Origin of the sequence: Pseudorhodoferax sp. Leaf267 (assembly GCF_001422405.1) — a bacterium.
Lineage (GTDB): Bacteria > Pseudomonadota > Gammaproteobacteria > Burkholderiales > Burkholderiaceae_C > Pseudorhodoferax.
This window is the reverse complement of the sequence record NZ_LMMV01000001.1, coordinates 45,170-70,303: the sequence shown is the minus strand read 5'-3', so window position 1 is coordinate 70,303 and position 25,134 is coordinate 45,170. Positions and strand designations below refer to the sequence as shown.

25 protein-coding genes are annotated in these 25,134 nt (G+C 72.4%); 15 read left to right on the top strand and 10 right to left on the bottom strand.

Translation table 11 applies throughout. The features are described 5' to 3' along the window. Window positions 1-59 precede the first annotated feature (59 nt). A complete protein-coding gene (locus tag ASF43_RS30285; RefSeq protein ID WP_156373075.1) occupies window positions 60-278 on the top strand; it encodes a hypothetical protein in 219 nt (72 codons plus the stop codon). A 145-nt stretch (window positions 279-423) separates the two neighbouring features. On the opposite strand, the gene ASF43_RS29585 is transcribed toward ASF43_RS30285, so the two are convergent. Next, on the bottom strand, window positions 424-840 hold the full coding sequence (locus tag ASF43_RS29585; protein ID WP_082497520.1) for a type II toxin-antitoxin system VapC family toxin: 417 nt from the start codon (window positions 838-840) through the stop codon (window positions 424-426). After that, on the bottom strand, window positions 837-1,088 hold the full coding sequence (locus tag ASF43_RS29580; protein ID WP_156373074.1) for a CopG family transcriptional regulator: 252 nt from the start codon (window positions 1,086-1,088) through the stop codon (window positions 837-839). The genes ASF43_RS29585 and ASF43_RS29580 overlap by 4 nt, the downstream gene beginning before the upstream one ends. Window positions 1,089-1,213: 125 nt before the next feature. On the opposite strand from ASF43_RS29580, the gene ASF43_RS00325 reads away from it, so the two are divergent. From ASF43_RS00325 to ASF43_RS00310, 4 genes are all read left to right on the top strand, one after another. Next, a complete protein-coding gene (locus ASF43_RS00325) occupies window positions 1,214-1,669 on the top strand; it encodes a GNAT family N-acetyltransferase (protein ID WP_056175093.1) in 456 nt (151 codons plus the stop codon). A gap of 94 nt (window positions 1,670-1,763) precedes the next feature. Then, window positions 1,764-3,665: a protein kinase gene (locus ASF43_RS00320; RefSeq protein ID WP_056175090.1), complete on the top strand. Its 1,902-nt coding sequence runs from the start codon at window positions 1,764-1,766 to the stop codon at window positions 3,663-3,665. A 64-nt stretch (window positions 3,666-3,729) separates the two neighbouring features. Further along, window positions 3,730-4,746, top strand: a complete 1,017-nt coding sequence (locus tag ASF43_RS00315) for a polysaccharide deacetylase family protein (protein WP_056175086.1) — start codon at window positions 3,730-3,732, stop codon at window positions 4,744-4,746. After that, a complete protein-coding gene (locus tag ASF43_RS00310; RefSeq protein WP_156373072.1) occupies window positions 4,743-5,342 on the top strand; it encodes a hypothetical protein in 600 nt (199 codons plus the stop codon). Before ASF43_RS00315 ends, ASF43_RS00310 begins: the two co-directional genes overlap by 4 nt. Window positions 5,343-5,580: 238 nt before the next feature. On the opposite strand, the gene ASF43_RS00305 is transcribed toward ASF43_RS00310, so the two are convergent. After that, complete coding sequence (locus ASF43_RS00305) at window positions 5,581-6,624, bottom strand: LysM domain-containing protein (protein ID WP_162241743.1); 1,044 nt, start codon at window positions 6,622-6,624, stop codon at window positions 5,581-5,583. A 126-nt stretch (window positions 6,625-6,750) separates the two neighbouring features. On the opposite strand from ASF43_RS00305, the gene ASF43_RS00300 reads away from it, so the two are divergent. The 5 genes from ASF43_RS00300 (at window position 6,751) to ASF43_RS00285 (ending at window position 11,118) form a co-directional block, all read left to right on the top strand. Then, window positions 6,751-8,112, top strand: a complete 1,362-nt coding sequence (locus ASF43_RS00300) for a TIGR02270 family protein (RefSeq protein WP_056175074.1) — start codon at window positions 6,751-6,753, stop codon at window positions 8,110-8,112. Between the two features lie 64 nt (window positions 8,113-8,176). After that, window positions 8,177-9,700, top strand: coding sequence for a type VI secretion system-associated FHA domain protein TagH (gene tagH, locus ASF43_RS00295; RefSeq protein ID WP_056175071.1), 1,524 nt, complete (start codon window positions 8,177-8,179; stop codon window positions 9,698-9,700). Window positions 9,701-9,706: 6 nt separating this feature from the next. Then, on the top strand, window positions 9,707-10,462 hold the full coding sequence (locus ASF43_RS00290; RefSeq protein ID WP_082497516.1) for a PP2C family serine/threonine-protein phosphatase: 756 nt from the start codon (window positions 9,707-9,709) through the stop codon (window positions 10,460-10,462). A gap of 120 nt (window positions 10,463-10,582) precedes the next feature. Next, window positions 10,583-10,753, top strand: a complete 171-nt coding sequence (locus tag ASF43_RS30280; protein ID WP_156373069.1) for a hypothetical protein — start codon at window positions 10,583-10,585, stop codon at window positions 10,751-10,753. Further along, window positions 10,750-11,118, top strand: coding sequence for a hypothetical protein (locus ASF43_RS00285; RefSeq protein WP_056175064.1), 369 nt, complete (start codon window positions 10,750-10,752; stop codon window positions 11,116-11,118). Before ASF43_RS30280 ends, ASF43_RS00285 begins: the two co-directional genes overlap by 4 nt. 64 nt (window positions 11,119-11,182) lie before the next feature. On the opposite strand, the gene tagF is transcribed toward ASF43_RS00285, so the two are convergent. The 5 genes from tagF to tssJ all read right to left on the bottom strand — a co-directional run bounded on the left by tagF (window position 11,183) and on the right by tssJ (window position 19,133). After that, window positions 11,183-11,830, bottom strand: coding sequence for a type VI secretion system-associated protein TagF (gene tagF, locus ASF43_RS00280; RefSeq protein ID WP_056175061.1), 648 nt, complete (start codon window positions 11,828-11,830; stop codon window positions 11,183-11,185). 142 nt (window positions 11,831-11,972) lie between these two features. Beyond that, window positions 11,973-15,530, bottom strand: a complete 3,558-nt coding sequence (tssM, locus tag ASF43_RS00275) for a type VI secretion system membrane subunit TssM (protein ID WP_056175059.1) — start codon at window positions 15,528-15,530, stop codon at window positions 11,973-11,975. Window positions 15,531-15,663: 133 nt separating this feature from the next. Beyond that, window positions 15,664-16,998: a DotU family type VI secretion system protein gene (locus ASF43_RS00270; RefSeq protein ID WP_056175057.1), complete on the bottom strand. Its 1,335-nt coding sequence runs from the start codon at window positions 16,996-16,998 to the stop codon at window positions 15,664-15,666. 312 nt (window positions 16,999-17,310) lie between these two features. Next, complete coding sequence (gene tssK, locus ASF43_RS00265) at window positions 17,311-18,654, bottom strand: type VI secretion system baseplate subunit TssK (protein WP_056175054.1); 1,344 nt, start codon at window positions 18,652-18,654, stop codon at window positions 17,311-17,313. Next, window positions 18,651-19,133 carry a type VI secretion system lipoprotein TssJ gene (tssJ, locus tag ASF43_RS00260; protein ID WP_056177930.1) on the bottom strand — a complete coding sequence of 161 codons (483 nt, stop codon included), beginning with the start codon at window positions 19,131-19,133 and terminating at the stop codon, window positions 18,651-18,653. Before tssJ ends, tssK begins: the two co-directional genes overlap by 4 nt. 101 nt (window positions 19,134-19,234) lie before the next feature. Here tssJ and ASF43_RS00255 point away from each other — a divergent pair, with 101 nt between their 5' ends. Beyond that, window positions 19,235-20,125, top strand: a complete 891-nt coding sequence (locus ASF43_RS00255; RefSeq protein ID WP_056175052.1) for a LysR substrate-binding domain-containing protein — start codon at window positions 19,235-19,237, stop codon at window positions 20,123-20,125. Between the two features lie 13 nt (window positions 20,126-20,138). Here ASF43_RS00255 and ASF43_RS00250 read toward each other — a convergent pair whose 3' ends face one another. Further along, window positions 20,139-20,963 (bottom strand): undecaprenyl-diphosphate phosphatase, encoded by an 825-nt coding sequence (locus ASF43_RS00250; protein WP_056177928.1) that lies wholly within the window; start codon window positions 20,961-20,963, stop codon window positions 20,139-20,141. Here ASF43_RS00250 and ASF43_RS00245 point away from each other — a divergent pair. The 4 genes from ASF43_RS00245 to ASF43_RS00230 all read left to right on the top strand — a co-directional run bounded on the left by ASF43_RS00245 (window position 20,923) and on the right by ASF43_RS00230 (window position 24,143). Then, on the top strand, window positions 20,923-21,678 hold the full coding sequence (locus ASF43_RS00245) for a DUF6622 family protein (protein ID WP_369803204.1): 756 nt from the start codon (window positions 20,923-20,925) through the stop codon (window positions 21,676-21,678). The two genes, ASF43_RS00250 and ASF43_RS00245, sit on opposite strands and share 41 nt — an antisense overlap. A gap of 24 nt (window positions 21,679-21,702) precedes the next feature. Further along, window positions 21,703-21,999, top strand: a complete 297-nt coding sequence (locus ASF43_RS00240; RefSeq protein ID WP_056175047.1) for a 2TM domain-containing protein — start codon at window positions 21,703-21,705, stop codon at window positions 21,997-21,999. A gap of 23 nt (window positions 22,000-22,022) precedes the next feature. Beyond that, entirely contained in the window at window positions 22,023-23,180 is a 1,158-nt protein-coding gene (locus ASF43_RS00235) for a sensor histidine kinase (RefSeq protein WP_082497652.1), read from the top strand. Window positions 23,181-23,348: 168 nt separating this feature from the next. Continuing rightward, the gene (locus ASF43_RS00230) at window positions 23,349-24,143 is read left to right on the top strand and encodes a LytTR family DNA-binding domain-containing protein (protein WP_056175045.1); all 795 of its coding nucleotides are present in this window, start codon (window positions 23,349-23,351) and stop codon (window positions 24,141-24,143) included. Window position 24,144: 1 nt separating this feature from the next. Here ASF43_RS00230 and ASF43_RS00225 read toward each other — a convergent pair whose 3' ends face one another. Further along, on the bottom strand, window positions 24,145-25,050 hold the full coding sequence (locus ASF43_RS00225) for a LysR substrate-binding domain-containing protein (RefSeq protein WP_056175042.1): 906 nt from the start codon (window positions 25,048-25,050) through the stop codon (window positions 24,145-24,147). Window positions 25,051-25,134: the final 84 nt, after the last annotated feature.

The window sequence follows — 25,134 nt, the reverse complement described above, 5'->3', positions numbered from 1 at the left end:
GGGCACGAGGGCCACGCCGGACCTGTTGGAACCTTACGCCTTGCACGCCGCGCGCGGGCATGACCTTTGTTCATTGCGCCTGCGGCCGGTCCGCGCCAGCATGGCGAATGCTTGCGTCGTTCGACACCGCGCTGGTGTTCGCCGTGCTTGGCCCGCTGTTCCTGCTGGCGGGGGCGTGGCGTCTGCTGGGCGCGCGCCACCACGCGATCCAGGGGCGCATCTGGTGCACCGTGGGCGCCATCCTCTGCGTAGTGGCGCTGTTCCTTTTGTTGCGCTGACCATGGACATGCTGATTGCCCTCACTGGCCTGCCAGCCGCCCCATGGCCGCAGGACATCACCGTGCGCAAACCCATCGCCGGCGTGCAGGACAGCATGCGCCGCCGCGGCGGCGGCCGGTCAACCAGCGATGGCCAATGCTTGCGTCACGCTCCCGGCCGAATCACCGGGATCACCTTGCGCCCATGCCTGCGGTAGATGTGGAAGTCGCTGTCGAGCGTCAGCACACGGCAAGGCTCGTAGAGTTCAGACATGCGCACCAGGCAGGCATCCGCCAACGAAGCCGGCACACTGTCGTAGCGCTCGAATAGCGTCTTGACCGCACCCAACTCCTCGCCGAGCGCCATGCCTACGCGCACGACACCGCGGTCCATGAGGGTCAGCGCCATCGCCGGGTCGAAGCCTGCACGCGCCAGCAGGAAACAGGTCTCGGCAACGACCGCTTCGCAGGTCAGGAACGGCCCTGGGTACTGGGCAAACTGTGCCTTGGCCCATGCATGGTGGTTGTCGCTGCGGCAATGCAGAGCAACCCACGGCCCGGTGTCGAGCAGCAGCGTCGTCATACCCGGCCGAAGCCATCCAGATGCCGGGGATTGGACGCAAGATCCGCAGGGCCGCCTTCGAAACAACCGACCAGATCGCCTGCCCGGTCCAAGGCTGACACGAAGGGCTCCGTGCCATCCGCAGGGCGCGCAACGTAGGCTGCCAACGCGCGCCGTACCAGTTCGGATTTGCTCAGATGGGCGCGGTCCGCTGCCTCCAGCAACTGCTGTTCCAGCACGGGAGAGATCTTGATGGTCAAGGTGTTCATGGTTTTCGTAATACCAATTGTCAAACGATATTACCGAAGCCGCTCCCGCGATGTCAACGCCCGACAAGCCATCGCAAGCGCATAGGATGCATCCATCGTCCCTCCCCAAGCCGGAGCCCTGCGCCATGGACATGCTGATCGCCCTGCACACCCTGCCTGCCCTGGCCGCGCAGCCGGGCGTGACGCTGCGCAAACCCATCGCCCCCGAGCACGACCTCCTCACCTCCTGGGTCGCCCGCCACTTCACGCCAGGCTGGGCCAGCGAAGCCCGCGCCGCGCTGGCCAACCGGCCCCTCACGCTCTTCATCGCCACGCACGGCGACCCTGCCGCGCTGCTAGGGTTCTGCTGCTATGACGCCACCGCGCGCGGCTTCGTCGGCCCCATCGGCGTGCTGGACAGCGCTCGGCGTGGCGGCGTGGGCGCGGCCCTGCTGTTGGCCTGCCTGCACGACATGCGCGCGGCAGGCTATGGATACGCGGTGGCGGGCGCGGTCGGCGCGCCGGACTTCTTCGCCAAGGTCGCAAACGCCACGCCCATTCCAGGTTCAGACCCTGGCATCTACCGCGGCATGCTGCGCTGAACCAGGCAGCGCATCCACCACCCAGCGGACGCCCCACCCCGCCCGATGACTTTGGTTCATTGCGAACCACCCCCTTCGCGACAACCATGGGGGCATGTCGCAAGCCGCCCGCCCTGACACGCTGCTCACGCCCGCCGCGGCCGTGGATGCGTCGGGCGCGGGCGACGACCCCGAGGTCACCCGCATCGCGCCCGCCACCCAGGCACCGCAGCACCCGCTGACCAACGCCAGCCCGCGCACGCGCGGCGCGGGCGAGACGCTGCCCCGCGGCCACGCATCCCCGGCCGACCTCGAAGTGCGCCAGGTCGGCCGCTACCAGGTGCAGGAGAAGCTGGGCCGCGGCGGCATGGCCACCGTGTTCAAGGCGCACGACCCCGACATCGGCCGCGACGTGGCGATCAAGTTCCTGCACGCCTCGCTGTGCGAGGACGCCGAATACCGCGCCCGCTTCCTGCGCGAGGCGCGCGCGGCCGGCGGGCTGTCGCACCCGCACATCGTGACGGTGCACGACGTGGGCGAGATCGACGGGCGGCCCTACATGGCGATGGAGCTGCTGGACGGCGAGCCGCTGGCCGACGTGCTGCAGGGCGGCCAGCCGCTGCCAGTGCGCGACGTGGTGGTGATGGGCATGCAGCTGGCGCAGGCGCTGGACTATGCGCACCGGCGCGGCATCGTGCACCGCGACATCAAGCCCGGCAACATCGCGCGGCTGCGCGGCAGCACCGACATCAAGGTGATGGACTTCGGCATCGCGCACATGGAGGCCACGCACGGCGAGCAGCGCACGCGCGTGGGCGACGTGCTGGGCACGCCGCAGTACATGTCCCCCGAGCAGATGCAGGGCGGCAAGGTCGATGGCCGGTCCGACCTGTTCTCGGCCGGCATCGTGATCTACCAGATGCTCACGGGCCAGCGCCCGTTCAGCGCCGACAGCGTGGTCACGCTGGCGCTCAAGATCGCCAAGGAGGCGCCCACGCCCATGGAGAAGCTGCGGCCCGGCCTGCCGGCCTCGCTGCGCCGCGTGGTCGACCGCTGCCTGGCCAAGGCGCCCGAACAGCGCTACGCCAGCGGCGCGGCGCTGGCCGAGGCGCTGGGCCGCGTGCTGGCCGAGATCGACGAGCAGGCGAAAGAGGCCAGCCACAGCAAGCTGGTGCCCCTGCGGCTGAAGTGGGCAGGGCTCATGGCGCTGATCGTGGCGGCCGTGATGGCCGTGGCCTCGTCGCTGATCGTGCAGCGCCAGCAGGCAGCCATGATGGCGCAGGTGGCCGAGTCGGGCGCGGCGCTGGCGCGCTTCATCGCGGCGCAGAACGCAGTGCCCGCGCTGTCGGAAGACTGGGTGGTGGTCGAGGTGTCGCTGCAAAAGATCATGGAGACGCGCGACTTCCAGAGCGTGACCGTGAGCGACCGCGGCGGCACCGTGCGCGCCGCCAGCAAAGCCGAGCTGGTGGGGCTGCCGTACAAGGCGCCGCCGGGCGAGCTGCTCGGCGAGTCGGGCGGCGTGCGGCGCACGCGCTACCTGGTGGGCGACGAGGCCGTGCTGGGCTTCGACGCGCCGATCACCTTCCAGGGCAAAGAGGTCGGCCGCGCGGCGCTGGGCCTGCCCGAGAAGCCGCTGGCGGCCGTGGCGCGGCTGTCGATGGGGCTCATGGCGCTGCTGGCCGTGGTCACGGTGCTGGCCGTGGCGATCGCGATGTACGTCGTGGCGACTTGGTTCGGGCGGCCCATCAAGCTGGTAGGCGAGGCCATGGACGAGGTGGCCGCGGGGCGGCTGGACTTTCGCATCCGCGAGCAGCGCAACGACGAGTTCGGACAGCTGTACGCGACGTTCGACCGCATGGCGCAGGCGCTGCAGGACCGGGCGGGCATGCCTGCTCCGCCACCCGCGCCCGAGCCTGTGCCCAGACCGCAGGCCGCGCCCGGTGCAGCGGCCGAGCCCGCGACGCGGGTGCGCCCCGCCATCGAACCCGCCACGTCCACCCAGCACGATGCCGCCTGACGCCGCCCCCCTCTGCCCGGCCCTCTCCCGCGCGCGGCGCGGGAGCCACAAGCCCTGTCTCGCGTTGCTCGCCGCGGCCACGCTGCTGCTGGCCGCTTGCACCGCCCCGCGCATCGCGCCGCCCATGGCAGCGTCGGGCACTGCCGCGCCGGCGCAGGCGCCGGCCGACGGCGTGCTGGCGCGCGGCGACAAGCTGCTGGTCTACCTGCCCGGCGCAGGCGAATCGCTGCGCAGCATCGCCGCGAAATGGCTGGGCAGCGAAGAGCACGACTGGCAGATCGCCGCGGCCAATGGCGACATCGACAAGCCGCAGGCCGGGCAGCCGCTGGTGGTACCGCTCAAGGCCGTGAACCCGGGCGGCATCGCCGTGGACCGCTACCAGACCGTGCCCGTGCTGTGCTACCACCGCTTCGGCAATGGCGGTGGCCGCATGGTGATCTCGCCGGCGCGCTTTGCCGCGCAGATGGAATGGCTGGTGCAGAACGGCTACCGCGTGGTGCGGCTCGACCGTGTGGCCGACTACCTGGCCGGCCAGGGCGCGCTGCCACCGCGTGCGGTGGTGGTCACGGTGGACGACGGCTACGAGTCGTTCTACCAGCATGCCTGGCCCGTGCTGCGGCGGTTGAACCTGCCGTCCACCGTCTTCGTCTACACCGACTTCATCGGCTCGGGCCAGGCGCTGGGCTGGGGCCAACTGCAGGAGATGGCGGCCACGGGCCTCGTCGACGTGCAGGCGCATTCGAAGACGCACCGCAACCTGATCGAGCGCCTGCCCGGCGAGGCGGACGACCGCTACCGGCAGAGCCTGGAGCAGGAGATCCGCGGGCCGCGCGAAGTGCTGGAAAAGCGCCTGCAGACGCAGGTGCGGCACTACGCATTCCCGTTCGGCGACGCCAACGAACAGGTGCTGGAGACGCTGTCGCGCCAGCGCTACCAGCTGGCGGTCACGGTCACGCCCGGCGGCAACCCGTTCTTCGCGCAGCCGCTGATGCTGCGCCGGACCATGATCTTCGGCGACCACGACCTGGAGGCGTTCAAGGCCCGGCTGCAGACCAGCCGGCGCTTCGGCGCGGAGCCATGAGGCGTTCTGCCTGCGCCGTGCGCGCGCTGGCGGGCGCCTGCGCGCTGGCCCTGGCGGGCTGCGCCTTCGGGCCACCGGCCACCGACGCGCCGACCGTCACCCAGTCCGCGCTGGGGCCCCCGGTCTCGCGCGCCGACGGCCTGGCCGGCTTCGAGGCCGAGCAGCGCATGCGTGTGGTGGTGCTGGAGCACCAGGAGCGCTGGGCCGAGGCCGCCTGGGCCTGGGAGGTGCTCAACGTGCTGCGGCCCGGCCACGCGGCCTACCGCAACGGCGCGGCCATGCTGCAGCGGCGCATCGACGCGTCGGTGGCCGAACAGCTGGAGCAGGCCGCCACGGCGCAGCAGCGCGGCGCGCTCGACGTGGCCAGCACGCACTACCTGCGTGCGCTGGCGATGCAGCCCGACCAGGCCAAGGCCGCCGATGCGCTGCGTGCCATCGAGCGCGAGCGCAACCGGCGCAACTACCTGGGCAAGCCTTCGCGGCTGACCATCCTGCGGCGCGGGGGCGTGGAGGCGATGCCGCCGCGCACGCCGGCTGTGCCGAAGGTGGGGACGGCAGGGGCCGCGACGAAACGGGCGGATCCTGAAGCGCCGTGAAGTGTGCGGCGTGTCGTGGTGCAAGCCGCTGGCCCCTCACCCCAACCCTCTCCCCAGAGGGGCGAGGGAGTCGGGCCGCGTCGATGAAAAGGCTGCGGGGTATTGCCTCTCTCCCTCTGGCAGAGAGAGTCCGGCTGCGTTGATGAAAAGGCTGCGAGGGTATTGCCCCCTCTCCCCCTGGGAGAGGGTTGGGGTGAGGGCTGCCCGCCTCAGCAGTGCGCGGCGCTCGCCCCCTGCCTTACCCAGCCGGCGCCGACGCCCCAACCGATACCTTGCCCGGCAACTCATCGGCCCGCTTCTTCAGCTCCACCGCCTTTTGCCGCTCGCTGCGCGCCGTGTCGTGCCCCGGGTCGAGCGCGAGCACCCGGTCCCAGCCGGCGATGGCGCCCACCAGGTCCTGGCGCGCGAACGCCTGGCGCGCGGCACGGGTGTGCGTGTCGATCAGCCGCTTGAGCACCGCGTCGGCGCGCGCCTGCGCGCCAGCCTGGCCGGCCGCGGCCGCACGCCGGTAATCGGCCAGTGCGCGCTCCTGCTGGCCGGCGCGCTCGGCCGCCTCGCCGCTGCGCAAGGCCAGCTCGGCGGGCGTGGGCTCCGGCACGGCCGGCGGCGGCGGTGCAGGCGGTGGGGGCGGCAGGGCTTCGGCCTTCTCGGAAGCGGGCGCAGGCACCGGTGCCGCGGCAACGGCCACCGGGGCGGCGGGCGGCGTGCGCGTGGCCGTGCGCGGCGCCGGCGGGTCGCGCGGCTCTGCGCCGCCGGCCGGCATCTTGCCCGGGATGCGCAGCGTCTGGCCGGCGCTGAGCTGGCGCGGCACCTTGATGTCGTTGTAGCGCGCCAGGATGTAGAACGCGTAGAGGTCGTTGCGAAAGCGCTGCGCGATGCGCGACAGCGTCTCGCTGGGCTTGACCACGTAGCTGAACGACTCGCGGCCCAGCTCGGCCACCGGGTCCGCCGTGATCTGGCGCATGAGGTTCAGCGCCAGCTTGTTGGCCGGGTCCAGCGCCAGCGCGCGGTTCAGGTCGGCCACGGCCTCTTCCTCCTTGCCGGCCTCCAGCAGGTCGACGACGGCGCGTGCGATCTTCTGCGCCTGGGCCTGCGCGGCCGGTGTGGCCGGCGGCGGGGGCACGGGCGCAGCCGGCTCGGGCTCGGGCGCCGCCTGCATGGGGGGCGGCGGGACGCTGGATGGCGTGGGCGCTGGCACCTTGGCCGGGCCGCCGGCGCATCCTGCCAGCAGCGACAGCAGCGCGCACACTGCGATGGCTTGAGAGGTGTGGGGCGTAGGCATGGCAGGACTCTGTGGCGATACCCCAGTATGGAAGCCGCACGCGCATTGCGCAGGTGACTTTCGTTCATTGCCGCTGTGCGCAGCGCACGCGCACCATCGCGGCACCGCTGCACGGAGGTGTACCCAGTGCGTCCTGAAACCGGCCTGTTCGACGAGCCCACCTTGCGCGACGAAGCCGCCCTGCCCCGGCCCGCGCCGGCCCTGCGCCGCCCGCCGATCCCCGCCATCGTGCAGCAGCATGCCGACGACGCCCTGCACCTGCGCCATGTGCGCTCGGTGCTTGTGCGCGCGCCGCATGTGAGGCTCTTGCAACTGCAGCGCCTGGACGACCGGCTGGAGGCCCACCTCGACGGCCTGGCCGTGGCAGGCGACGACGGCCTGGCGCGCGCGCAGGCCGCGCTGGAACGGCTGGGCACGGGCGAGGTCTTCGCCGCGCTCGTGGCGGCGCTGCAGGCCGGCGACCAGGCCATGCAGCAGCGTCTGTTCGCGCTGGCGTCGGCGTCGCCCGAAGCCTGGCGCGGCGTGGTCTCGGCCCTGGGCTGGGTCACGCCGGGCCTGCTGCGCGCGCCCGTGCGCGCGCTGCTGGCGTCGCCCGCGCCGTGGCAGCGCGCACTGGCGCTGGAGGCCTGCCGGATGCACCGCGTCGCGCCGGGCGCGGCGTTGCCGGCCGCGCTGCGCGATGGCGACGCGGTGCTGCGCCTGGCCGGCCTGCGCGCGGCCGGCGAGCTGGGCCGGTCCGACCTCCTGCCGCTGGTGCTGTCCGCGATGGACCAGGCGCTGGCCGCCGGCGAGTCACCGCTGGCCGAGGCCGCTGCCTCCGCCGCCTGCCTGCTGGGCGAGCGCCACGCGGCCGTGGCCGTGATCGAACGCGCGGCCTTCGCCACGCCCGCCGCCTGCGACCACCTGCGCCCGCTGGCCGTGCAGTTGCTCGATGCCACGCGCGCACGCGACCATCTGCGCGCGCTGGCCCGGCAGGGCGCCGGCACGCCGGCCCATCTGCGCGAGACCATCCGCGCCATCGGGTGGCTGGGCGACGCGGCCATGGTGCCCTGGCTCATCGAGCGCATGGACGATCGCCAGCAGATGCGCGTGGCCGGCGAGGCCTTCACCACCATCACGGGCGCCGACCTGGCGCTGCTCGATCTGGAGCAACAGCCACCGACCGACCATGTGTCGGGCCCCAACGACGACCCGGACGACGACGACGTCGCGCTGGACGACGACGAGAGCCTGCCCTGGCCCGACAAGGCGCGCGTGCAGCAGTGGTGGCAGGCGCAGGCCGCCCGCTTCGGCCCGGGCCAGCGCTGGTTCGTCGGCGGGCCGGTGCAGCCCGCGCACCTGCACGCGGTGTTGCAGACCGGCACGCAGCGCCAGCGCGCCCTGGCCGCGCGCTACCAGGTGCTGCTGCAGCCGGGCCAGCCGCTGTTTCCCATCGCGGCGCCGGTGTGGCGGCAAAAGCGCCTGCTGGCCGCTGGCCTGCCTGCATGACTTTCGGACGTTGAAGGCCCCCGCCCCCGGCGCGACCATGGCAGGGCCGAAGGAGCGCTCCACCATGACCCTGACCCTGCGCGCGATGTCGCTGAACGAGCTGCCGCTGACCCAACCCATCACGGCGCAGTTCGACGCGCGGGGCGGCACCATCGGCCGGGCCGACCACAACACGCTGGCGCTGCCCGACCCGGAGCGCCACATCTCGCGCCAGCAGGCCGAGATCCAGGCCCAGCCGCAGGGCGGCTACCTGATCCGCAACATCGGCAGTGCCAACCCCATCCTGGTGGGTGGCCAGCCGCTGCACCAGGGCGAGTCGGTCGCGCTGCAGGCGCGCGACGAGGTGCGCATCGGCGGCTACCGCCTCGAAGTCGTGGACGAAGACCCGCAGGACGACGCCAGCGCCACGCTGCTGCGCCGTGCGCCCTCCCCGCCTGCGCGGCCCGCCGCCGCGCCCACGTACGGCAGCAACCCCTTCGCCGACCTGTTGGGCGACGCCGCCGCGCCGCCGCCGCAAGCCGCGCCGCCCGCGCCGCTGCTGCCCGACGATTTCGACCCGTTCGCAGCGCGGCCGGCCACCGCCCATGTGTCGCGCGGCGCACGTGCCAGCCCGGCGCCGGCCGCGCCGGTGGACGCGTTCGCCGACCTGCTGCCCGATGTCGAGGCCAGCTCCATCGACGCGCTGTTCGGCCTGCAGGCCGGCGCGTCCACGCACGATGCGCTGGATGGCTTCCTGGCCGGCGCGCCTGCCACCCCGCCCGCAGCGCAGGCCACGGCGGCGCCCGTCACGCCGCACGACCACACGCCCGCACTGCAGATGCCCTTCGTGCCGCGCGCCGTGCGCCCGCCCGCGCCATCGCCGCCCGCCCCGGCTGCTGCGCCCCTCGTGCAGCCGCCTGCGCCACGGCCGCAGCCGGAGCCGCCCGCCATGGTGGAAGGCGCTGACCCGTTGTGGGACGCGTTCTGCGCCGGCGCCGGCATCCGGCCTGATGCACAGCAGGGTGCGACGGCCGAGCGCATGCGCCTGGTCGGCGAGCTGCTGCGCACCGCCGTGGACGGCACACTGCAGATGATGGCCGTGCGCACCGCCACGCGGCAGGAGCTGCGCGCCAACGTGACCGTGATCCGCGCGCGCGACAACAACCCGCTGAAGTTCTCGCCCGATGCGCAGTCGGTGCTGGAGCAGCTGCTGCGCCCGCCGCTGCGCGGCTTCCTGCCCGCGGCCGAGGCGATGCACGACGCCATGCACGACCTGGTGGGGCACACCATCGGCACCATGGCCGGCACGCGCGCGGCGCTGGAGGGCGTGCTCACGCGCTTCGAGCCTGCGGCGCTGGAGTCCAAGCTGTCGGGCCGCAGCATGCTCGACAGCGTGCTGCCGCACAACCGCAAGGCCCGGCTGTGGGAGCTGTACCTGCGGCATTTCGAGGCGCTGCGCGAGGAGGCCCGCGAGGACTTCCATTCGCTGTTCGGCAAGGCCTTCCTGCAGGCCTACGAAGAGCAGCTGGACCGCCTGGACCGGCGCCCGGGCACGGTGGCCGGCACCGCCACGCAAGAGCCCACCGACCCCCGACACGAGGCACGCTGAAGCACCATGGCATCACCCACTCTGTGCCTGCTCGTGGCGGCCTGCAGCGAGCAGGGCACGCGCACCGTGAACCAGGACGCGGTGCTGGTGCGTGACAACGGCCCGGCCTGGTTCGCCGTGCTGGCCGACGGCGCGGGCGGCCATGCCGACGGCGGCGAAGCCGCGCGCCGCGCCGTCAGCACGCTGCAGGCCGGCCTGGGGGACGCCACGCTGCCCTGGCGCAGCGAGGTGCTGCACGACGCCGTGCTGGCCGCCCATGCCGACGTGCGCAAGGGCCGGCGCAACGAGGCGCCGATGCACACCACGGTGGTGGCGCTGTGCATCGACCCGCTGCGCGCGTTCGCGCTGTGGAGCCATGTGGGCGACTCGCGGCTGTACCGGCTGCGCGAGCGCCGCATCCACCAGGTCACGCGCGACGACACGCTGGTGCAGGGCCTCATCGATGCCGGCGTGCTCACGCCCGAACAAGGCCTGCACCACCCGCACAAACACCACCTGGCGGCAGCGCTGGGCATCGACGGCGAGCTGCAGCCGCACACCACGGCGCCGCAGCCGCTGGAGGTGGGCGACGTGTTCCTGCTGTGCAGCGACGGCTGGTGGGCCAGCCTGGGCGACGCGTCGATCGCGGCCAGCCTGGCCGACGCCGACTCGCCCGCCGCGTGGCTGTCCGCCATGCGTGGCGCGATCGAGCGCCAGGGCCGCAGCGACCAGGACAACTTCAGCGCGATCGCCGTGTGGGTGGTGGGCGGGCCGCCGCCTTGAGCCGGGGGCGCGCGGCATGCCGCGCCGTGTTCCTACGCCCGGGTGCGGCCTGTGGCGACCCCATGCGCACCGCGCCTGGTCGCAAGCTGGCATCTTGTTCCACCGAATCCGGAGATGCCCATGGACCAGACCCCGCAAACGCCGAACACGCAGCCCCAGGAGCCGCAGCTCAGCCCCGGGCTCGCGCCGCAGCCGCCGCATGTCGACCGGCCGCAGCACCCGCTGCCCGGCAACCCGCCCGTGATGCCGGAGCCGACGCCGCCAGGCCCGATTCCGCAGACCCTGCCATGAGTGCCGCGGCGGACCGCCCGGAGCCGACGCGGACCGACGCCGAAGGCAGTGCGCCCTCTGTGCAGGCCGGCCGGTTGCGGCTGCTCGCCCCTGGCGCGACGGATGCGCAGCGCGAACGCGGCGAGGCCGCCGCCGCCGCGCTGCTGCTGCGTTCGGGCATCACGGCCGAGCAGGCCAAGCGCGGTGCCGACGCGCGCGTCCTGTGGGGCGAAAGCGGCCTGGCGCCGCTGTCCGAGCCGACCAGCGCAGACGTGGCCGCGGCCAATGCTTGGGACAACGCGACCGAGGTGGCGCTGATGGCCTGCTACCGCGGCGCCACGGTGCCGCTGGAGGCCGAACTGGAATGGGTGGCCACGCGGGGCTGAGCGCGCAACCCGGCCAGTCACCTACGCAGCAGAGACCAGCCGCAGGCCGGCACGGCCTGATCGCTCAGCCGTCGCTCAGCAGCAGCTGGGCCAAGGCTTCGACACTCGGGAAGCTGCGCACCACGCGCAAGGGAACGGCCCGGCCGCTCTGGCGTGTGGTGGGCCACCAGAAGGTGCAACCGTCCAGTCGCGGCGCGCGCGCATGGATGGACAGCAGGGCCAGGGCTACGGCCAGCGATTGCGGGTCGCAAGCTTTGCCCCCGGCCGCATGCCAGGGAGTGATATCGGCGAGCTGGGCCTCGAACTGCACGACGGAGGCACCGTCTTCCAACGTGTGCACCGCGGCACGCACCAGGGCCTCGTACCACTGCGCGAGCCGGTCCAGACCGGCGGCGTCCTGCGGCGGCCCGGCGCAGGGCTGGGCGATCCACAGCGGGAAGTAGCGGCCCACGTTGTCGCAGCTGGGCATGAGCACGCCGAACCACCAGTCCGCATCGAACACGCCGGGCGCGCAGGCGAAGCGCAGCAGGGGCGCCTCCAGATAGCCCCAGGGCCAGCGCTCGCCCAGCACCTGGGGCAGCGCATGCATGGTAGTGGCCAGCCACTGGTCGCAGGCACGCACCACGTCGTCGGGCAGGCGGCGCTGGGCGAAGTCGCCGAGCATGGCGAGCTTGCCGTACCAGCCGGGCGGGCCGTCGGCGAGGTCGGGCATCAGGAGCGCCCTTCTGTCTTGCTCCCTCTCCCCCTGGGAGAGGGAGTTTGGCCGCGTTGGTGCGAGAGCTGCCTGGTATTGCCCCCTCTCCCCATGGGAGAGGGCTGGGGTGAGGGCCAGCGGCGATGGCAGTCGCACCGCATCACAACCCCGCCGGACACGCGAACTCGCGCAGCTCGCGCAGCCGGAACGGGTTGCGCACGCTGCTCGTCGTGACCTCGAACACGGCCTTGCGGCCGTTCACGTCGAAGGTCGCGCGAAAACGCTCGGGCGCGCCTGTGGGCTCGATCTGCACGCGGTCGAACAGCCGGAACAAGGCCCAGGGTCCGCCCTCCACCAGGCCCGAGGCGCCGCTCGCGCTCGGCGGGCTCAGCTGCACGCGCACCTCGGAGCTGCCGCGCGGCCCGGGCCATTGCACCGACGTGGGGATCTGCGGGCCGTGTGCGTAGCGCACCAGCTGCCCGTCCACGTCCAGGATGAACTGCTGGATCGTGGCGTCCATCTCGATGGGCTTGAAGTCCAGCCGCAGCGCGGGCGCGGTGCTGCCCGGGAAGAAGGTCTCGCGGATGGCGGCGGCGCGCTGGAACTGCGGCAGCGCGCCCGCGTCGGTGCCCAGCGGCGTGCCCTCCACGGCGCGAAAGCGCCAGGGCCGCGCGCTGGTGTCCACGTAGGGCGCGAGCTTCTGCAAGAACACCTGGTCGATCTTGCCGCCGGGGCCGAACAGCGTGGCAAAGTCGGCCTGCGTCACGTCGCGCGTGGAGCCCGCGACCAGTGGGTAGCGGCCGGCCACGGCTTGCTGGCAGAACTCGCCGACCTGCGAGCGCACCTCCTGCGAGAGGTTCTGCCGCATCAGGCCCTGCGCGATCTGCGCGCTGCCCTGCGACAGCGTCTCCATCATCGTGCGCAGCGGCTGCGGCATGCGCGCGGCTTCGGCCTTCACGCGGTTGGGCAGCGGGGATGGCGGCGGTGCCGCGCCGCCCTGCAGCGCCGTCTGCGCGGCGGTGAGCAGCAGATTGACCTCGGCCACCAGCGCCAGCGTGTCGTCCAGCGGCGCGCGGCCGCCGGCCGGCGTGGTGACGAAGTGGCGCAGGCCGGCAAAGCGTGCGTCCACGAGCTGCTCTTCCAGCCGCGCCGCGTTGGCGGACGTGGGCACGCCGGGCTGGCCGACCAGGCCGGCCAGCTTCTCGCGCCCCTGGCGCAGCACGTCCTGCGCGCGCTGCTCGACAGCCTCGACCTTGGTGTTGGCCGCGCTCAGCGTGGTCTCGCGCGAGATGGCCTTGAGCAGCGGCGCCAGCGGGCTGTCCGGCGCCGACAGCAGGCGCGACATCTGCACCGACTGCGCGATCTGGCCCATGGGCAGCAGCTTCACATCGGCGATGAAGGCCTCCCAGGCATTGGCGTAGTCGGTGAGGTAAAGCCGGCGCACCTCGTCCACGAGCGGCGCGTTGGCGCGCACGCGCGCGGCGGCGTCTTTGGTCTCGTCCGCGATGCCCATGACCCAGGGCTGCTCGGCCGCTAGCTGGTCGGCCACGCGGTCGACCTCGCGCTGGAAGCCCTTGAAGTAGCCGTCGCGCGTGAACAGACCCGGCACGCCCTGCGTGAGCGGCTGGCCGCTGGTGCGCGTGAACACCAGCGCTGCGCTGGGCCCGCCCGCGCGCACCACCGTGAACGCGGGGAACTCCGCGCCCAGGCCCTGGCTGCGCAGCCGGCTGTAGATGCGCTGTGGCAGCGACAGCGTGGCCAGGCGCGCACGCGTGGCCTGCACCAGCGCGCGGTCGGACTGCAGCGGCGAGGCCACGCCGCCCTGCGCGAGCAGGCTGTCCAGGTGCCGCTGCAACTGCTCGCGCTGCTCGGGCGTGAGTTCGCGCCGCGTGGCCTGCCAGTCGTCTTGCACGTGCTTGCGCAGCGCCTCGGCCGAGAAGTGCTGCGGCTCGTGCAGCATCACGTAGACCTTGAGCGCCTCGTACAGCGTCTCGGGCGTGCCGGCGCCCTGGCGCAGCTGCTCCTCGATGCGCAAGGCCAGGCGCGGCAGCAGCGCGTCGCCCAGCATGCGCACGTAGGCGGCCTGGGCGGCGCTGTCGAGCTTGCCCTGCTGCGACAAGCCCATGCCGCGCCAGCCAGCCGCCAGTTCGCCGGGCTGGGCCAGCGCACGCGTGGCCTCCAGCGCGGGCAGCAGCGGCAGCACGTCGGGTGTGGCGCGGTCGGGCGTGGCGGCCAGCAGTTGCTGCACGGGGCCGGCGCGCGCGGCCACGGCGTCCACGTAGCGTCGGTTCTCCAGGTAGCTCATCGTCCAGGCCGCGGCCAGGCCCGTGGCCAGCAGCGCCACGGCCGCGCAGCCGCCCACCAGCGCGAAGCGGCGCCGGCGCTCCCAGCCGCGCCGCGTGCCGGCGAGGCCGGATTCGGCAAACACCACCTCGGTCAGCAGCCGCTGCAGGAAGTAGCTGCGCCCGCTGGCCTGCTGCGGCGCGATCACGGCATGCTCGAGCCGGTAGCTGCGCGCCACGCTGCCGAGCACGCGGTCGATCGGCGCGCCCTCCTGCGTGCCACTCACGAAGTAGATGCCGCGCAGCAGCGGGCGCGTCTCCAGCGTCGAAGGCGCGAACACGCCGTCGGCGAACTCCTGCAGCGCGTCGCGCAGGCCGGCGAACTGCGATGGGAAGCCGTAGATGCGCGCGCGCCGCGCCGGGTCGCGCTCGTTCTGCAGGCGCTCGACCAGGCCGTCGAGCAGGCGCTGTTGCAGCGCAGCGAACTCGGTGGGCAGCGCAGCCAGCTGCGCGTCGCTCGCGCGCGGGAAGGTGAAGCCCCAAGGCGTGGCGCGCTGGTCCTTGTCCAGCAGCGCGAAGTAGTCCATGAAGCCGGCCAGCAGGTCGGCCTTGGTCACCATGACGTAGATCGGGAACCCGATGGAGAGCTGGGCGTGCAGCTCCTGGATGCGCGCGCGCACGGTCTGCGCATGCTGCTGGCGCTCGGCGGAAGTGCGCGCCAGCAGGTCGCTGACCGAGACCGTGACCAGCACGCCGTTGATGGGCTGGCGCGGGCGCGTGCGGCGCAGCAGCTGCAAAAAGCCGTTCCAGGTCGCCTGGTCGTTGTCGGGGTCGCTGTCCTGCGTGGTGAAGCGCCCGGCGGTGTCGATCAGCACGGCCTGGTCGGTGAACCACCAGTCGCAATGCCGCGTGCCGCCCACGCCGCGCAGCGCCTGCTGGCCCAGTAGGTCGGCCAGCGGAAAGCGCAGGCCGCTGTGCCGCAGCGCCGTGGTCTTGCCGGCACCCGGCGCGCCGATGATGAGGTACCAGGGCAGCTCGTACAAATGGCGGCCACCCAGGCGCGCGGCCCAGCCTTGCAGCGCGCCCTGGGCGCCGAAGCGGGCGCGCTCCAGGCCCTTCAAGGCGCGCTCGAACTGCTGGCGCACGGCGGCCAGGTCGGCGCTTTCCTGCGGGCCGGCTGTAGCGGCGGGCTGGATGAGTTGCTGCACCACGGCCGCGTTGCCGCGCTTGGCACGCCAGCGGCCCCAGGCGATGCGGATCGCCGTCAACAGCACCAGCACGCCGATGGCGATGGCGCGGGCACGTTCGCTCTCCAGCGGGCGCGTGTCGCCGAAGGCCACCAGCGGGCCGGCGATCCACAGCAGGGCCGACAGCGCGAGCAACAGCAGGGCCAGCAGCAGCCAGCGGTTGAAGATCCAGCCAAGGACTTTTTTCATGGCAAGGCTCCGGGGAGAGCCCTCACCCCCACCCTCTCCCAGGGGGAGAGGGGGCCATACAGGGCGCGCTGCATTCGCTCCCTCTCCCTCTGGGAGAGGGCTGGGGTGAGGGCCAGCGGCGTCAACAACGCGATCACTTCTGCACCCCCGTGGGCGCCGGTGCCGGCGTGCGCCCCAGCACCATCAGCGTGACCTCCACGCGCCGGTTCAGCGCGCGGTTGCCGGCGCTGTCGTTGGGCACCAGCGGCTCGGCGTCCGCGCGGCCCTCGGCGCGCACGCGCTCGGGTGCCACGCCCTGGGTGACCAGCAGGTCGCGCACGGCCTGCGCCCGTTCCTGCGACAAATGCCAGTTCGACGGAAATCGCGCCGTGCGGATCGGGCTGCTGTCGCTGTGGCCGGTGACGAGCACGGTGCCCGGCAGTTGCGCCAGCGCGGCGGCGATGCGGCCGAACAAGGCCTCGTTGCCCGGCGCGGGCACGGCGCTGGCGGCGGCGAACAGGCCGTCGCCGCGCAGGGTCACGACGCTGCGGTCCACGTCGTCGCGCACCGCGACCTGGCCGCCCTTCACGTCGGGCTGCAGCAGTTGCGCCAGGCGCGGCACGGGCGCGGGCGGCGGCGGTGCGACCACGGGCGGCGTGAGGCGCAGCGACTGGATCTGGCCGAACACGGTGTCGGACCGCTCGGCCAGCGACAACGAGAACGCCGTGTACAGCAGCACCAGCAGCAGCGCGATGCCGGCGCCGATGGCGGCCAGCGGCAACCAGCCCGGCAGGCGGCGCTGCGGCATGGGCGCCACCTGCCAGTGCGCGGCCAGCGCCTGGGCGTGGTCGCCGCGCTGCTGGCGCACGATCTGCGCAAGCCGGTCGCGCACGGCCTCCAGTTGCGCCGCGCCGTTGTCGATCACGCGGTAGCGGCCTTCGAAGCCCAGCGCCAGCGCGGCGTAGATGAGCTCGAGCAGGTCGCGGTTGGCTTCTGGCTGCTCGGCCAGGCGCGCCATGAGCTGGAACACCTTCTCGCCGCCACGCGTCTCGTTGTGGAACATGGCCAGGAGGCTGTGGCGCGCCCAGGCGCCCGAGCCGCCCCAGGGCGTGTCGGCCGCGGCCTCGTCCACCATGGTGCACAGCACGTAGCGCGCGGCCATCACGCGCTCGGGCGCGATGCCGGCGGCGGCGGCCTGGGCGCAGAAGTCGCGGATGCCTTGCGCCAGCGACTGGCGCAGCGCGGCGGGGTCGGCCACGTGCTGCGTGGCGCGCAACTGCGGCACCAGCAGCAGCAGGCGGTTGGCCAGCGTCAGCAGCGGGTTCAGGCCGGCGGCGGCGGTGTCGGGCTCCAGGGGCTCTGCTGCACGGGGTGAGGCGCCAGCGGGCATGGCGGTGCGTGCGCCGGCCGTGCCACCGGGGCGCGGCTTGATGAAGGTGCGCTGCTCGTCGAATGCAGCGAACGGGTCGTCGACGGCGGGGCGGTCCATGTCAGGTGCCTGTCTCTTCGCTCCCTCTCCCTCTGGGAGAGGGTTGGGGTGAGGGCTGGCAGCGGTGGCAGCGACACGGGCTTTGTGCAGGCCGCAGCCCCTCACCCCAACCCTCTCCCCAGAAGGCCGAGGGACCCAGGCCGCTCGAACTCCGCACGCAGTGGTCTTTGCCCCCTCTCCCGCTTGCGGGAGAGGGCTGGGGTGAGGGCCAGCGGCGGTGGCAGTGCAGCAGCCCTTGCACAGGCCGCCCCCCCTCACCCCACCCCTCTCCCCAGAGGGGCGAGGGAGTCGAGCCGCCCGCATGCTGCGCGTTCATGACCGGATCGCCCACAGTTCCAGCTCCAGCCCCGGAAAGTCGCCCGCCACATGCAGCGCCAAACTGCCGCTGCGCTCGAGCTGCTTCCACAGCTCGCCTCCGCGATCCAGCTCGAAGTAATGGAAGCCCGCATGGAACGGCAACTGCCGCGGCGCGACCGGCAACGGCCGCAGCGCCACGCCGGGCAGCTGCAGGTTCACGAGGTCGCGGATGCGGTCCACCGGCCCCAGCTTGGACTGCGCCGGGAAGCGCAGCCGCATCTGCTCGGCCGGCAACTGCGCGTTGACGGCCAGCACCAGGCTGCCGCTGCGCAGCAACTCGGCGTCGGCCATGACGGCGGTGCGCACGCCGTGCGTGCGGTTGGTCAGCTCGATCTGCTGCGCGTGGCGCTGCAGCACGAAGGACAGCATGGTGCGCAGGTCGTCCACCAGCGCGGTGAAGCTCTCGCGCAAATCCTCGTGCTGGTAAAGCGCGTGCTCCCGGGGCTGGCGCGCGTCGGTGGCGAAGGTGGCCAGCTCGCCGGCCAGCTGCAGGCAGTCGCGGTGCAGCAGCTCGGGGTGGGCGTGCGGCGACCTGGCGTGCTGGCGGAACAGCGGGTCGGCGCGGTTCAGCGTCTGCAGCATCAAAAAGTCCGACAGCTCGGACAGGCCCTGCGCCAGCTGGCCCATGCGCGCGGCCAGGGCCTCGGCGCGCTGGCGGATCAGCCCGTGCAGCAGTGCGGCCATGGCCGAGAGCTGGCCGCTTGCGTCGATGCGGGTCTGCGGCGCGATGTAGGCCCGCTCCAGCACCACCTGGCGGTCGCTGCGGCGCTCGGCCACGCGGGCCACGCCCAGCGCGGCATCGCCGTCGCCCAGGTCGCGCGCACGCACCAGGCGCAGGCACAGCGCGGCGGTCTGCACAGGCTCGGGGTCGTCGGCGATGCGGGTGCGGTCGCGCAGCGCCTGGTCCGTCACGCGGTAGCGCTGCGGCGCGGCGTCGGCGCCCTCGTCGAAATGCACCTCGTCCACGCCGTCCTGCGCGCGCGGCGCGACCAGGTAGACCATCTCGTCGTGCACGTCGGTGGGCAGCGCGAGCGGCAGCGGCGCGGCGTCGTGCTGCGGAATGTTGAAGGGCGTGCCGTCGGGCAGCACACCGCTGGCGCGCGCGATGCCGATGCGGCCCTGGGGCAGCAGCGATTCGTCCAGCACCAGTTCGCCGAAACCCCAGCCGTGCACGGACAGCGCGCGCACGCGGCCATCCACCAGCGATTCGAGGTAGCGCGTCTCCTGCTGGAAGTGGTGCGGCAGCAGGAACATGCCCTGCGTCCAGACCACCTTGGCGCTGGCCGCCGCACCGCTCATGGGGCCATCTCCGCGGCCAGCACCAACGCGTCGGCGCGCACCGTGAGCCGATGCGCCTGGCCCGCGCGCACGGGCAGCACGGCGCGCCAGCGCGCGTGCTCGACGTCGCGGTAGGCGGCGAACACGCCGATGAATCTGGTCTCGGGCGCAAGCGTGCGGCTCAGTGCACGGCTTTCGCCGGGCGCCAGCGTCATCTCCTCACGGGCCACGAGGTCGGCCCCGAGCTCGGCCTGGTCACGCTGGTAGAGCGACACGAAGTCGGCGGCCGAGAACGCGGTCGCGGTCTTCAGTTCGTAGACGCGCAGCTGGACTGGCGAGGGGCGCCCGCTGACGGTGGGATTGACGCCGGCCGATGCGGCCACGGTGCCCGCCACCGTGGTCGGCGGCACCTTGGGCGCGCCACAGCCCGCGAAGATGGCCGCCAGCGCGCACACCATCAGCGTGCGCGCAAGGCTCGATCGACTGCGTGTGATGACCATCAGCATCCCCTGGAAACCCGGCATTCAGGATAGCCAGCAGACCCTGCGCTGGCGCGTGACCAAGGTCACCCGGCGGGCCATGGGCCAGAATCGGCGCGCCCATGAAAACCACGCTCGAAGAACTGCAGGCGTTCGCCGCCGTCGTCGGCTCGGGCTCCATCACGGGCGCGGCCGAGCAGCTGGGGCAGACGGTCTCGGGCGTGAGCCGCGCGCTGTCGCGGCTAGAAAAGAAGCTGGACACGACGCTGCTGCGCCGGACCACGCGCCGCATCGAGCTGACCGAAGAGGGCCAGGCTTTTCTGGCCCGCACGCGGGCCATCCTGGCCGCCATCGACGAAGCCGAGGAATCCATGGCCGCGCGGCGCCAGCAGCCCGCGGGCCTGCTGCGCGTGAACGCGGCCACGCCCTTCATGCTGCATGCCATCGTGCCGCTGGTGCCGGCGTTTCGCGCGGCCTACCCCCAGATCACGCTGGAGCTGGACACCGACGAGCTGAACATCGACCTGCTGGAGCGCCGCACCGACGTGGCGATCCGCATCGGCGCGCTGCGCGACTCCACGCTGCACGCGCGCCCGCTGTGCACCAGCCGGCTGCGGCTGCTGGCCAGCCCCGCCTACCTGGCCGCGCACGGCAAGCCCAGGGACGTGGCCGGCCTGGCGCGGCACAGCCTGCTGGGCTTCACGCAGCCCGAGTCGCTGAACCGCTGGCCGCTGCGCGGGCCGCATGGCGACGAATGGACGGTCACGCCCGCGGTCAAGGTGTCCAGCGGCGAGACACTGCGCCAGCTGGCGCTGCAGGGCGCGGGCATCGCCTGCCTGTCGGATTTCATGACCGGGCCCGACCGCGCGGGCGGCGCCCTGGTGCAGGTGCTGGCCCGCGACACGGTGGACGTGCGCCAGGCCATCAACGCCGTGTACTACCGCAACACGCAGCTGGCCGCGCGCATCGCGTGCTTCCTGGACTTCCTGACGGAGCGGCTGGGGGCACCGTAGGGGGTCGACCGCCTCAGCCGTTCCAGGCGATCCAGCCCGCGTACCAGGTCCACAGCACCACCAGGCCGAAGGCGATGCGGTACCAGGCGAACGGCACGAAGCTGTTCGAGGAGATGTAGCGCAGCAGCCAGCGCACGCAGAACCAAGCGCTGATGAAGGAGAACAGCAGGCCGACGGCGAACATCGGCAGGTCGGCCCAGGACAGCAGCGCGCGCTGTTTGATGAGGCTGTAGCCACCCGCCCCCACCAGCGTGGGAATGGCCAGGAAGAACGAGAAATCGGTGGCGGCCTTGCGCGACAGGCCCAGCAGCATGCCGCCGATGATGGTGGCGCCGCTGCGGCTGGTGCCGGGCACCATGGCGAAGCACTGCACCAGGCCGACCTTGAGCGCGTCCAGCGGCGTGAGGTCGTCCACATGCTCCACGCGCACCGAGCCCGGCGGCCGGTGCTCGGCCCACAGGATGATGAAGCCACCCAGGATGAAGGTGGTGGCGACCACCAGCGGCGTGAACAGGTAGGCCTTGATCAACGCGCCGAAGGCCAGGCCCAGCACCACGGCGGGCAGGAAGCCGACCAGCACGTTGAGCGCGAAGCGGCGCGCCTTGGTCTGGCGCGGCAGGGCCATGACCGTGTCGCGGATCTTGTGCCAATAGACCAGGATCACGGCGAGGATGGCGCCGGTCTGGATCGCGATGTCGAAGACCTTGCCCTTCTCGTCGTCCAGGCCCAGCAGCGCGCCGGCCAGGATCAGGTGACCGGTGGACGACACAGGCAAGAACTCGGTCAGGCCCTCGACGATGCCCATGACCGCAGCCTTGGCCAGCAAAACAATGTCCACGCGCACTCCCTGTTTTTGGAGTGCGGATTATGGGCGGGGGCTGTGCCGGGCGCGTGTCCTGGCGCTGCGTCCGGGTTGCATCTGGCGCCGCAGTGGCGCATTTCACGCCGCCAGGGCCGCAGCCCATCGCAAGGCGCTGGCCCGTGGGCGTGCCGCTGGGCACAGTCGCGCCATCGCTTCAACGGAGTTCGCCATGCTGGTCCAAATCCTTTCGCACACCCCATCCTGGGTCTGGGGCCTGTTCGCCCTGTTGCTGGTGCTCGGCGTCAGGCAGTCGCGCCCCGGCCGACAGAGCCTGGCCCGCACGCTGGTCGTGCCCTTGGCCATGGCCGGCCTGTCGCTGTACGGCACGGTGGCGGCGTTCGGCGCCACGGCTGCCGTGCTGGCCGCCTGGTGCGCAGCGGCGCTGCCGCTGGCCTGGGCCCTGTCGCGCAGCGCCCTGCCCGCCGGCACGCGTTATGACGCCGCGCGGCGCAGCTTCTCGGTGGCCGGCAGCTGGATGCCGCTGGCCTTGATGATCGGCATCTTCCTGACCAAGTACGCCGTGGGCGTGGCCCTGGCGATGGTGCCGGCGCGCGCCCATGCCCCGGCCTTCGGGCTGGTCGTGGCCCTGCTCTACGGCGCCTTCAGCGGCTGCTTCTTCGGCCGGGCGGCGCGGCTGTGGCAACTGGCGGCGCGCGACGCCCGCCCCAGCGCACACGGCGCGATGGCCTGAACCTTCCACGATCGGAGCACTGCGATGACTGCAACACCCCTCGATACCGCCCTGGACGATCTCGCCCACCGGCGCGCGCGGCGCAAGCTGGGCTGGTACATCCACGCCGCCGTCTACGTGTGCGTGAACCTCGCGCTGCTGGCCCTGTCGTTCGCCAATGGCCGGCACTGGGCCCTGTTTCCGCTGTTCGGCTGGGGCGTGGGGCTCATGGCGCACGGGCTGGCGGTGTTCGCCGCGGCGCCGGGCGGCGCGCTGTACGAGCGGCTGGTGGCGCGCGAGCGCTCCCGCCTGGCGCAGCAACGAGAGCCCCGCCGCGGGTGAGCCTGCGCCAGAATGGCCCGGCCATGGCCACCATGCTCCCACCCGATCAGCCGCCGGCGTTCAGCCTGCAGGCCCTGGCGCGCCACGGGCTGGTCAATGCGGCGTTCTGCTGCCTCGTGGCGGCCGGGCTGGCCCTCACGACCGACAAGTCCTGGGACCAGCAACTGGTCTATTCGCTGGCGATCGGCATGACGAGCTGGCTCGTGATCGACCTGGGCCGCCTCGTCGTGCGCAAGCCGTCGGACCAGTTCTGGCCCAGTGGCCTGCGTGGCGCCGGGCTGGTGCTGGTCGGCATCACGATCGGGTTTCTCGCCGGCTCGACGGTCGGCGACTGGTATTGCGGCTGCTCGACCTGGGGGCCGGCGGCGCTGGGCTCGCACCGGCTGACGACCTCGCTGGTGATCACCTTCTTCGCGGGCCTGGCCGGTTCGTACTTCTTCCACAGCCGCGGCAAGCAGAACGCACAGGAAGCGCGCATCGCCCTGGCCGAGCGCGACGCGCTGCAGGCGCGGCTGCAGCTGCTGCAGGCCCAGTTGGAGCCGCACATGCTGTTCAACACGCTGGCCAACCTGCGCGCGCTGGTCGGCACCGACCCGGCTCAGGCCACGCGCATGCTGGACCATCTCGTGGCCTACCTGCGCGCCACGCTGGTCGCATCGCGCGCCACCGAGCACAGCCTGGCGCAGGAGTTCGACCGGCTGCGTGACTACCTGGAGCTGATGGCGGTGCGCATGGGCCCGCGCCTGCGCTACACGCTGGAGCTGCCCGCCGAGCTGGCGGACTGGCCCGTGCCCTCGCTGCTGCTGCAGCCGCTGGTGGAGAACAGCATCCGCCACGGGCTGGAACCACAGGTCGAAGGCGGCAGCATCCGGGTCAGCGCGCGCGCCTCGGCGGCAGGCGTGGAGCTGGAGGTGCTGGACAGTGGCACGGGGATGGATGAGGGCAGCGGCCAGCAGGCGCAGGGCGGCACCGGCTTCGGCCTGGTGGGGGTGCATGAGCGGCTGGCCACGCAATTCGGGCCGCGGGCTGCGTTGGTGGTGGCGCCGGCACCCGAAGGCGGCACCACAGCCCGCATCACGCTGCCAGCCACTGCCAGGCCAGCAGCGGGCGCGCGTGCAGAACCCGTGACGGTTACGGGATGGACCGCAGACCGAACACGAGAAAAATTACATACAAGATGACGATGGCTTCCAACATGCACACGCTACAGCAAAAGCCGGGCCACGGGCTCGGCAAAAAAAATTCTTGATTCAGAACAACAACTTGGCATTTCAAGGGCGGCGATGTGCAGTACTGCACAGCCAAATGAGCCAGATCGATGTAAAGCGGATCGACACATCCAAAACCGTATGCAATCCACAGCCCTGATCGCAGAAGACGAGCCCCTGCTGGCGGCGGCCCTGCAGGCCGAACTGGTCACGGCCTGGCCGCAGCTGCGCATCGTGGCCGATGTGCGCGATGGCCGCTCGGCGGTGGCGCAGGCGCTGGCATTGCAGCCCGAGCTGCTGTTCCTGGACATCCGCATGCCGGGCCAGAGCGGGCTGGACGCCGCGCTGGAACTGGTGGACGCATGGCCGCCTGCCACGCCGTTCCCGCTGCTGGTGTTCGTAACGGCGTACGACCAGTACGCGGTGCAGGCCTTCGAGGCCCGGGCCGTGGACTATGTTGTCAAGCCGGTCGACGGCGCACGCTTGCGCAAGACCGTCGAGCGGCTGCAGGGCCTGCTCGCGCAGCGCCGGCACGGCACGGGCGAGGCCGAGCAGGGCCTGCTGGCGCTGCGCCAGTTGCTGGCCGCCGGCAGCCCGGTGGCGGCCAGCCCGCCGCTGCGCATGGTGCAGGCCAGCGTGGGCACCAGCATCCACATGGTGCCGATCGATCAGGTGCTGGTGTTCGAGGCGGCCGACAAGTACGTGCGCGTGCTGACGGCCACGCACGAATACCTGATCCGCACGCCGCTCAAGGAGTTGCTGCCCCAGCTTGACGCGGCCCGGTTCTGGCAGGTGCACCGCGGCACCGTGGTGCAGGCCGAGGCCATCGACACCGTGACGCGCGACGAGGCCGGCAAGCTGCACCTGACGCTGCGCGGCCGGCCCGAGCGGCTGGCCGTGAGCCGGCTCTACGCGCACCTGTTCCGCGCCATGTAGGTCAGTGGTCGGCGCCGGCTTGCGCGAGCAGCCACTCGCGGAACAGGCCGAGCGCGGCCGGCGGGTCGCGCCGCGCCGGGCTGACCAGGTAGTAGCCGCGGCTGCCCAGCAAGGGCCGGTCGCAGGCGACGACCAGGTCGCCACGTGCCAGGTCGTCGGCCACCAGCATGCGCGGCACCAGCGCCACGCCCAGGCCATGCGCGGCCGCCATGGTGGTCATGGAGAACAGCTCGAAGCGCGGCCCGGTCTGCCACTGCGCGGCCGGCACGCCCATGGCCTCGAACCACTGGCGCCAGCCGTCCGGCCGCGTGCTTTGCTGCAGCAGCGGCAGCTCGGCCAGCTCCTCGGGGGACAGCCGCTTGCGCCGGCCCAGCAGGCTGGCGCTGCAGACCGGCACGACCTCCTCGTGCATGAGCAACACCGCGCTGGTGCCGGGCCAGTTCTGCACCTGCTCGGCCGTGCCGGCGTACAGCGCGGCGTCGAAGCCGTCGTCGGTGAACAGGAAGGGCCGCGTGCGCGTCTCGATGTTGACCGTGATCTGCGGGTGCCGGCGCGCCAGGTCGGGCAGCCGCGGGATCAGCCAGCGCGTGGCGAAGGTGGCCACGGCCGCCAGTGCCAGCGAGCCGCCGGACGCCTGGCGCGCCATCACGTTCATGGTGTCCAGCTCCAGGCCGTCGAGCCGGCGCGCGATCTGGCGCGCGTAGTCGCGGCCGCTGTCGGTCAGCGCCACGCCGTGGCGCGTGCGGCGGAACAGCACCACGCCGACGAATTCCTCCAGCGCGGCGATCTGGCGCGAGACCGCGCCCTGGGTCAGGGACAGCTCCTGCCCGGCACGTGTGTAGCTCTCGTGGCGGGCCGCCGCCTCGAAGCAGACCAGGGCCTGGGTGGATGGAAGCTTGCGGCGCAAAGTATTCCCGTTGAACACATTTCGAAGGCTGCATTACAACGCAAGCATGCTTCAGATACCAGCAAACCGCATATCTCGATGAGA

Excerpts from the sequence above, each read along its gene's own strand:
- ASF43_RS00240 (WP_056175047.1), top strand. The coding sequence starts at position 21,703 with ATGACTGCAACACCCCTCGATACCGCCCTGGACGATCTCGCCCACCGG.
- ASF43_RS00255 (WP_056175052.1), top strand. The coding sequence starts at position 19,235 with ATGAAAACCACGCTCGAAGAACTGCAGGCGTTCGCCGCCGTCGTCGGC.
- tagF (WP_056175061.1), bottom strand. The coding sequence starts at position 11,830 with ATGCCCGACCTCGCCGACGGCCCGCCCGGCTGGTACGGCAAGCTCGCC.
- ASF43_RS00305 (WP_162241743.1), bottom strand. The coding sequence starts at position 6,624 with ATGCCTACGCCCCACACCTCTCAAGCCATCGCAGTGTGCGCGCTGCTG.
- ASF43_RS29580 (WP_156373074.1), bottom strand. The coding sequence starts at position 1,088 with ATGAACACCTTGACCATCAAGATCTCTCCCGTGCTGGAACAGCAGTTG.
- ASF43_RS00230 (WP_056175045.1), top strand. The coding sequence starts at position 23,349 with ATGCAATCCACAGCCCTGATCGCAGAAGACGAGCCCCTGCTGGCGGCG.
- ASF43_RS00290 (WP_082497516.1), top strand. The coding sequence starts at position 9,707 with ATGGCATCACCCACTCTGTGCCTGCTCGTGGCGGCCTGCAGCGAGCAG.
- ASF43_RS00325 (WP_056175093.1), top strand. The coding sequence starts at position 1,214 with ATGGACATGCTGATCGCCCTGCACACCCTGCCTGCCCTGGCCGCGCAG.
- ASF43_RS00285 (WP_056175064.1), top strand. The coding sequence starts at position 10,750 with ATGAGTGCCGCGGCGGACCGCCCGGAGCCGACGCGGACCGACGCCGAA.
- tssM (WP_056175059.1), bottom strand. The coding sequence starts at position 15,530 with ATGAAAAAAGTCCTTGGCTGGATCTTCAACCGCTGGCTGCTGCTGGCC.
- ASF43_RS30285 (WP_156373075.1), top strand. The coding sequence starts at position 60 with ATGACCTTTGTTCATTGCGCCTGCGGCCGGTCCGCGCCAGCATGGCGA.
- tssJ (WP_056177930.1), bottom strand. The coding sequence starts at position 19,133 with ATGGTCATCACACGCAGTCGATCGAGCCTTGCGCGCACGCTGATGGTG.
- ASF43_RS00270 (WP_056175057.1), bottom strand. The coding sequence starts at position 16,998 with ATGGACCGCCCCGCCGTCGACGACCCGTTCGCTGCATTCGACGAGCAG.
- ASF43_RS00235 (WP_082497652.1), top strand. The coding sequence starts at position 22,023 with ATGGCCACCATGCTCCCACCCGATCAGCCGCCGGCGTTCAGCCTGCAG.
- tagH (WP_056175071.1), top strand. The coding sequence starts at position 8,177 with ATGACCCTGACCCTGCGCGCGATGTCGCTGAACGAGCTGCCGCTGACC.
- ASF43_RS00310 (WP_156373072.1), top strand. The coding sequence starts at position 4,743 with ATGAGGCGTTCTGCCTGCGCCGTGCGCGCGCTGGCGGGCGCCTGCGCG.
- ASF43_RS30280 (WP_156373069.1), top strand. The coding sequence starts at position 10,583 with ATGGACCAGACCCCGCAAACGCCGAACACGCAGCCCCAGGAGCCGCAG.
- ASF43_RS00245 (WP_369803204.1), top strand. The coding sequence starts at position 20,923 with ATGCCCATGACCGCAGCCTTGGCCAGCAAAACAATGTCCACGCGCACT.
- ASF43_RS29585 (WP_082497520.1), bottom strand. The coding sequence starts at position 840 with ATGACGACGCTGCTGCTCGACACCGGGCCGTGGGTTGCTCTGCATTGC.
- tssK (WP_056175054.1), bottom strand. The coding sequence starts at position 18,654 with ATGAGCGGTGCGGCGGCCAGCGCCAAGGTGGTCTGGACGCAGGGCATG.
- ASF43_RS00320 (WP_056175090.1), top strand. The coding sequence starts at position 1,764 with ATGTCGCAAGCCGCCCGCCCTGACACGCTGCTCACGCCCGCCGCGGCC.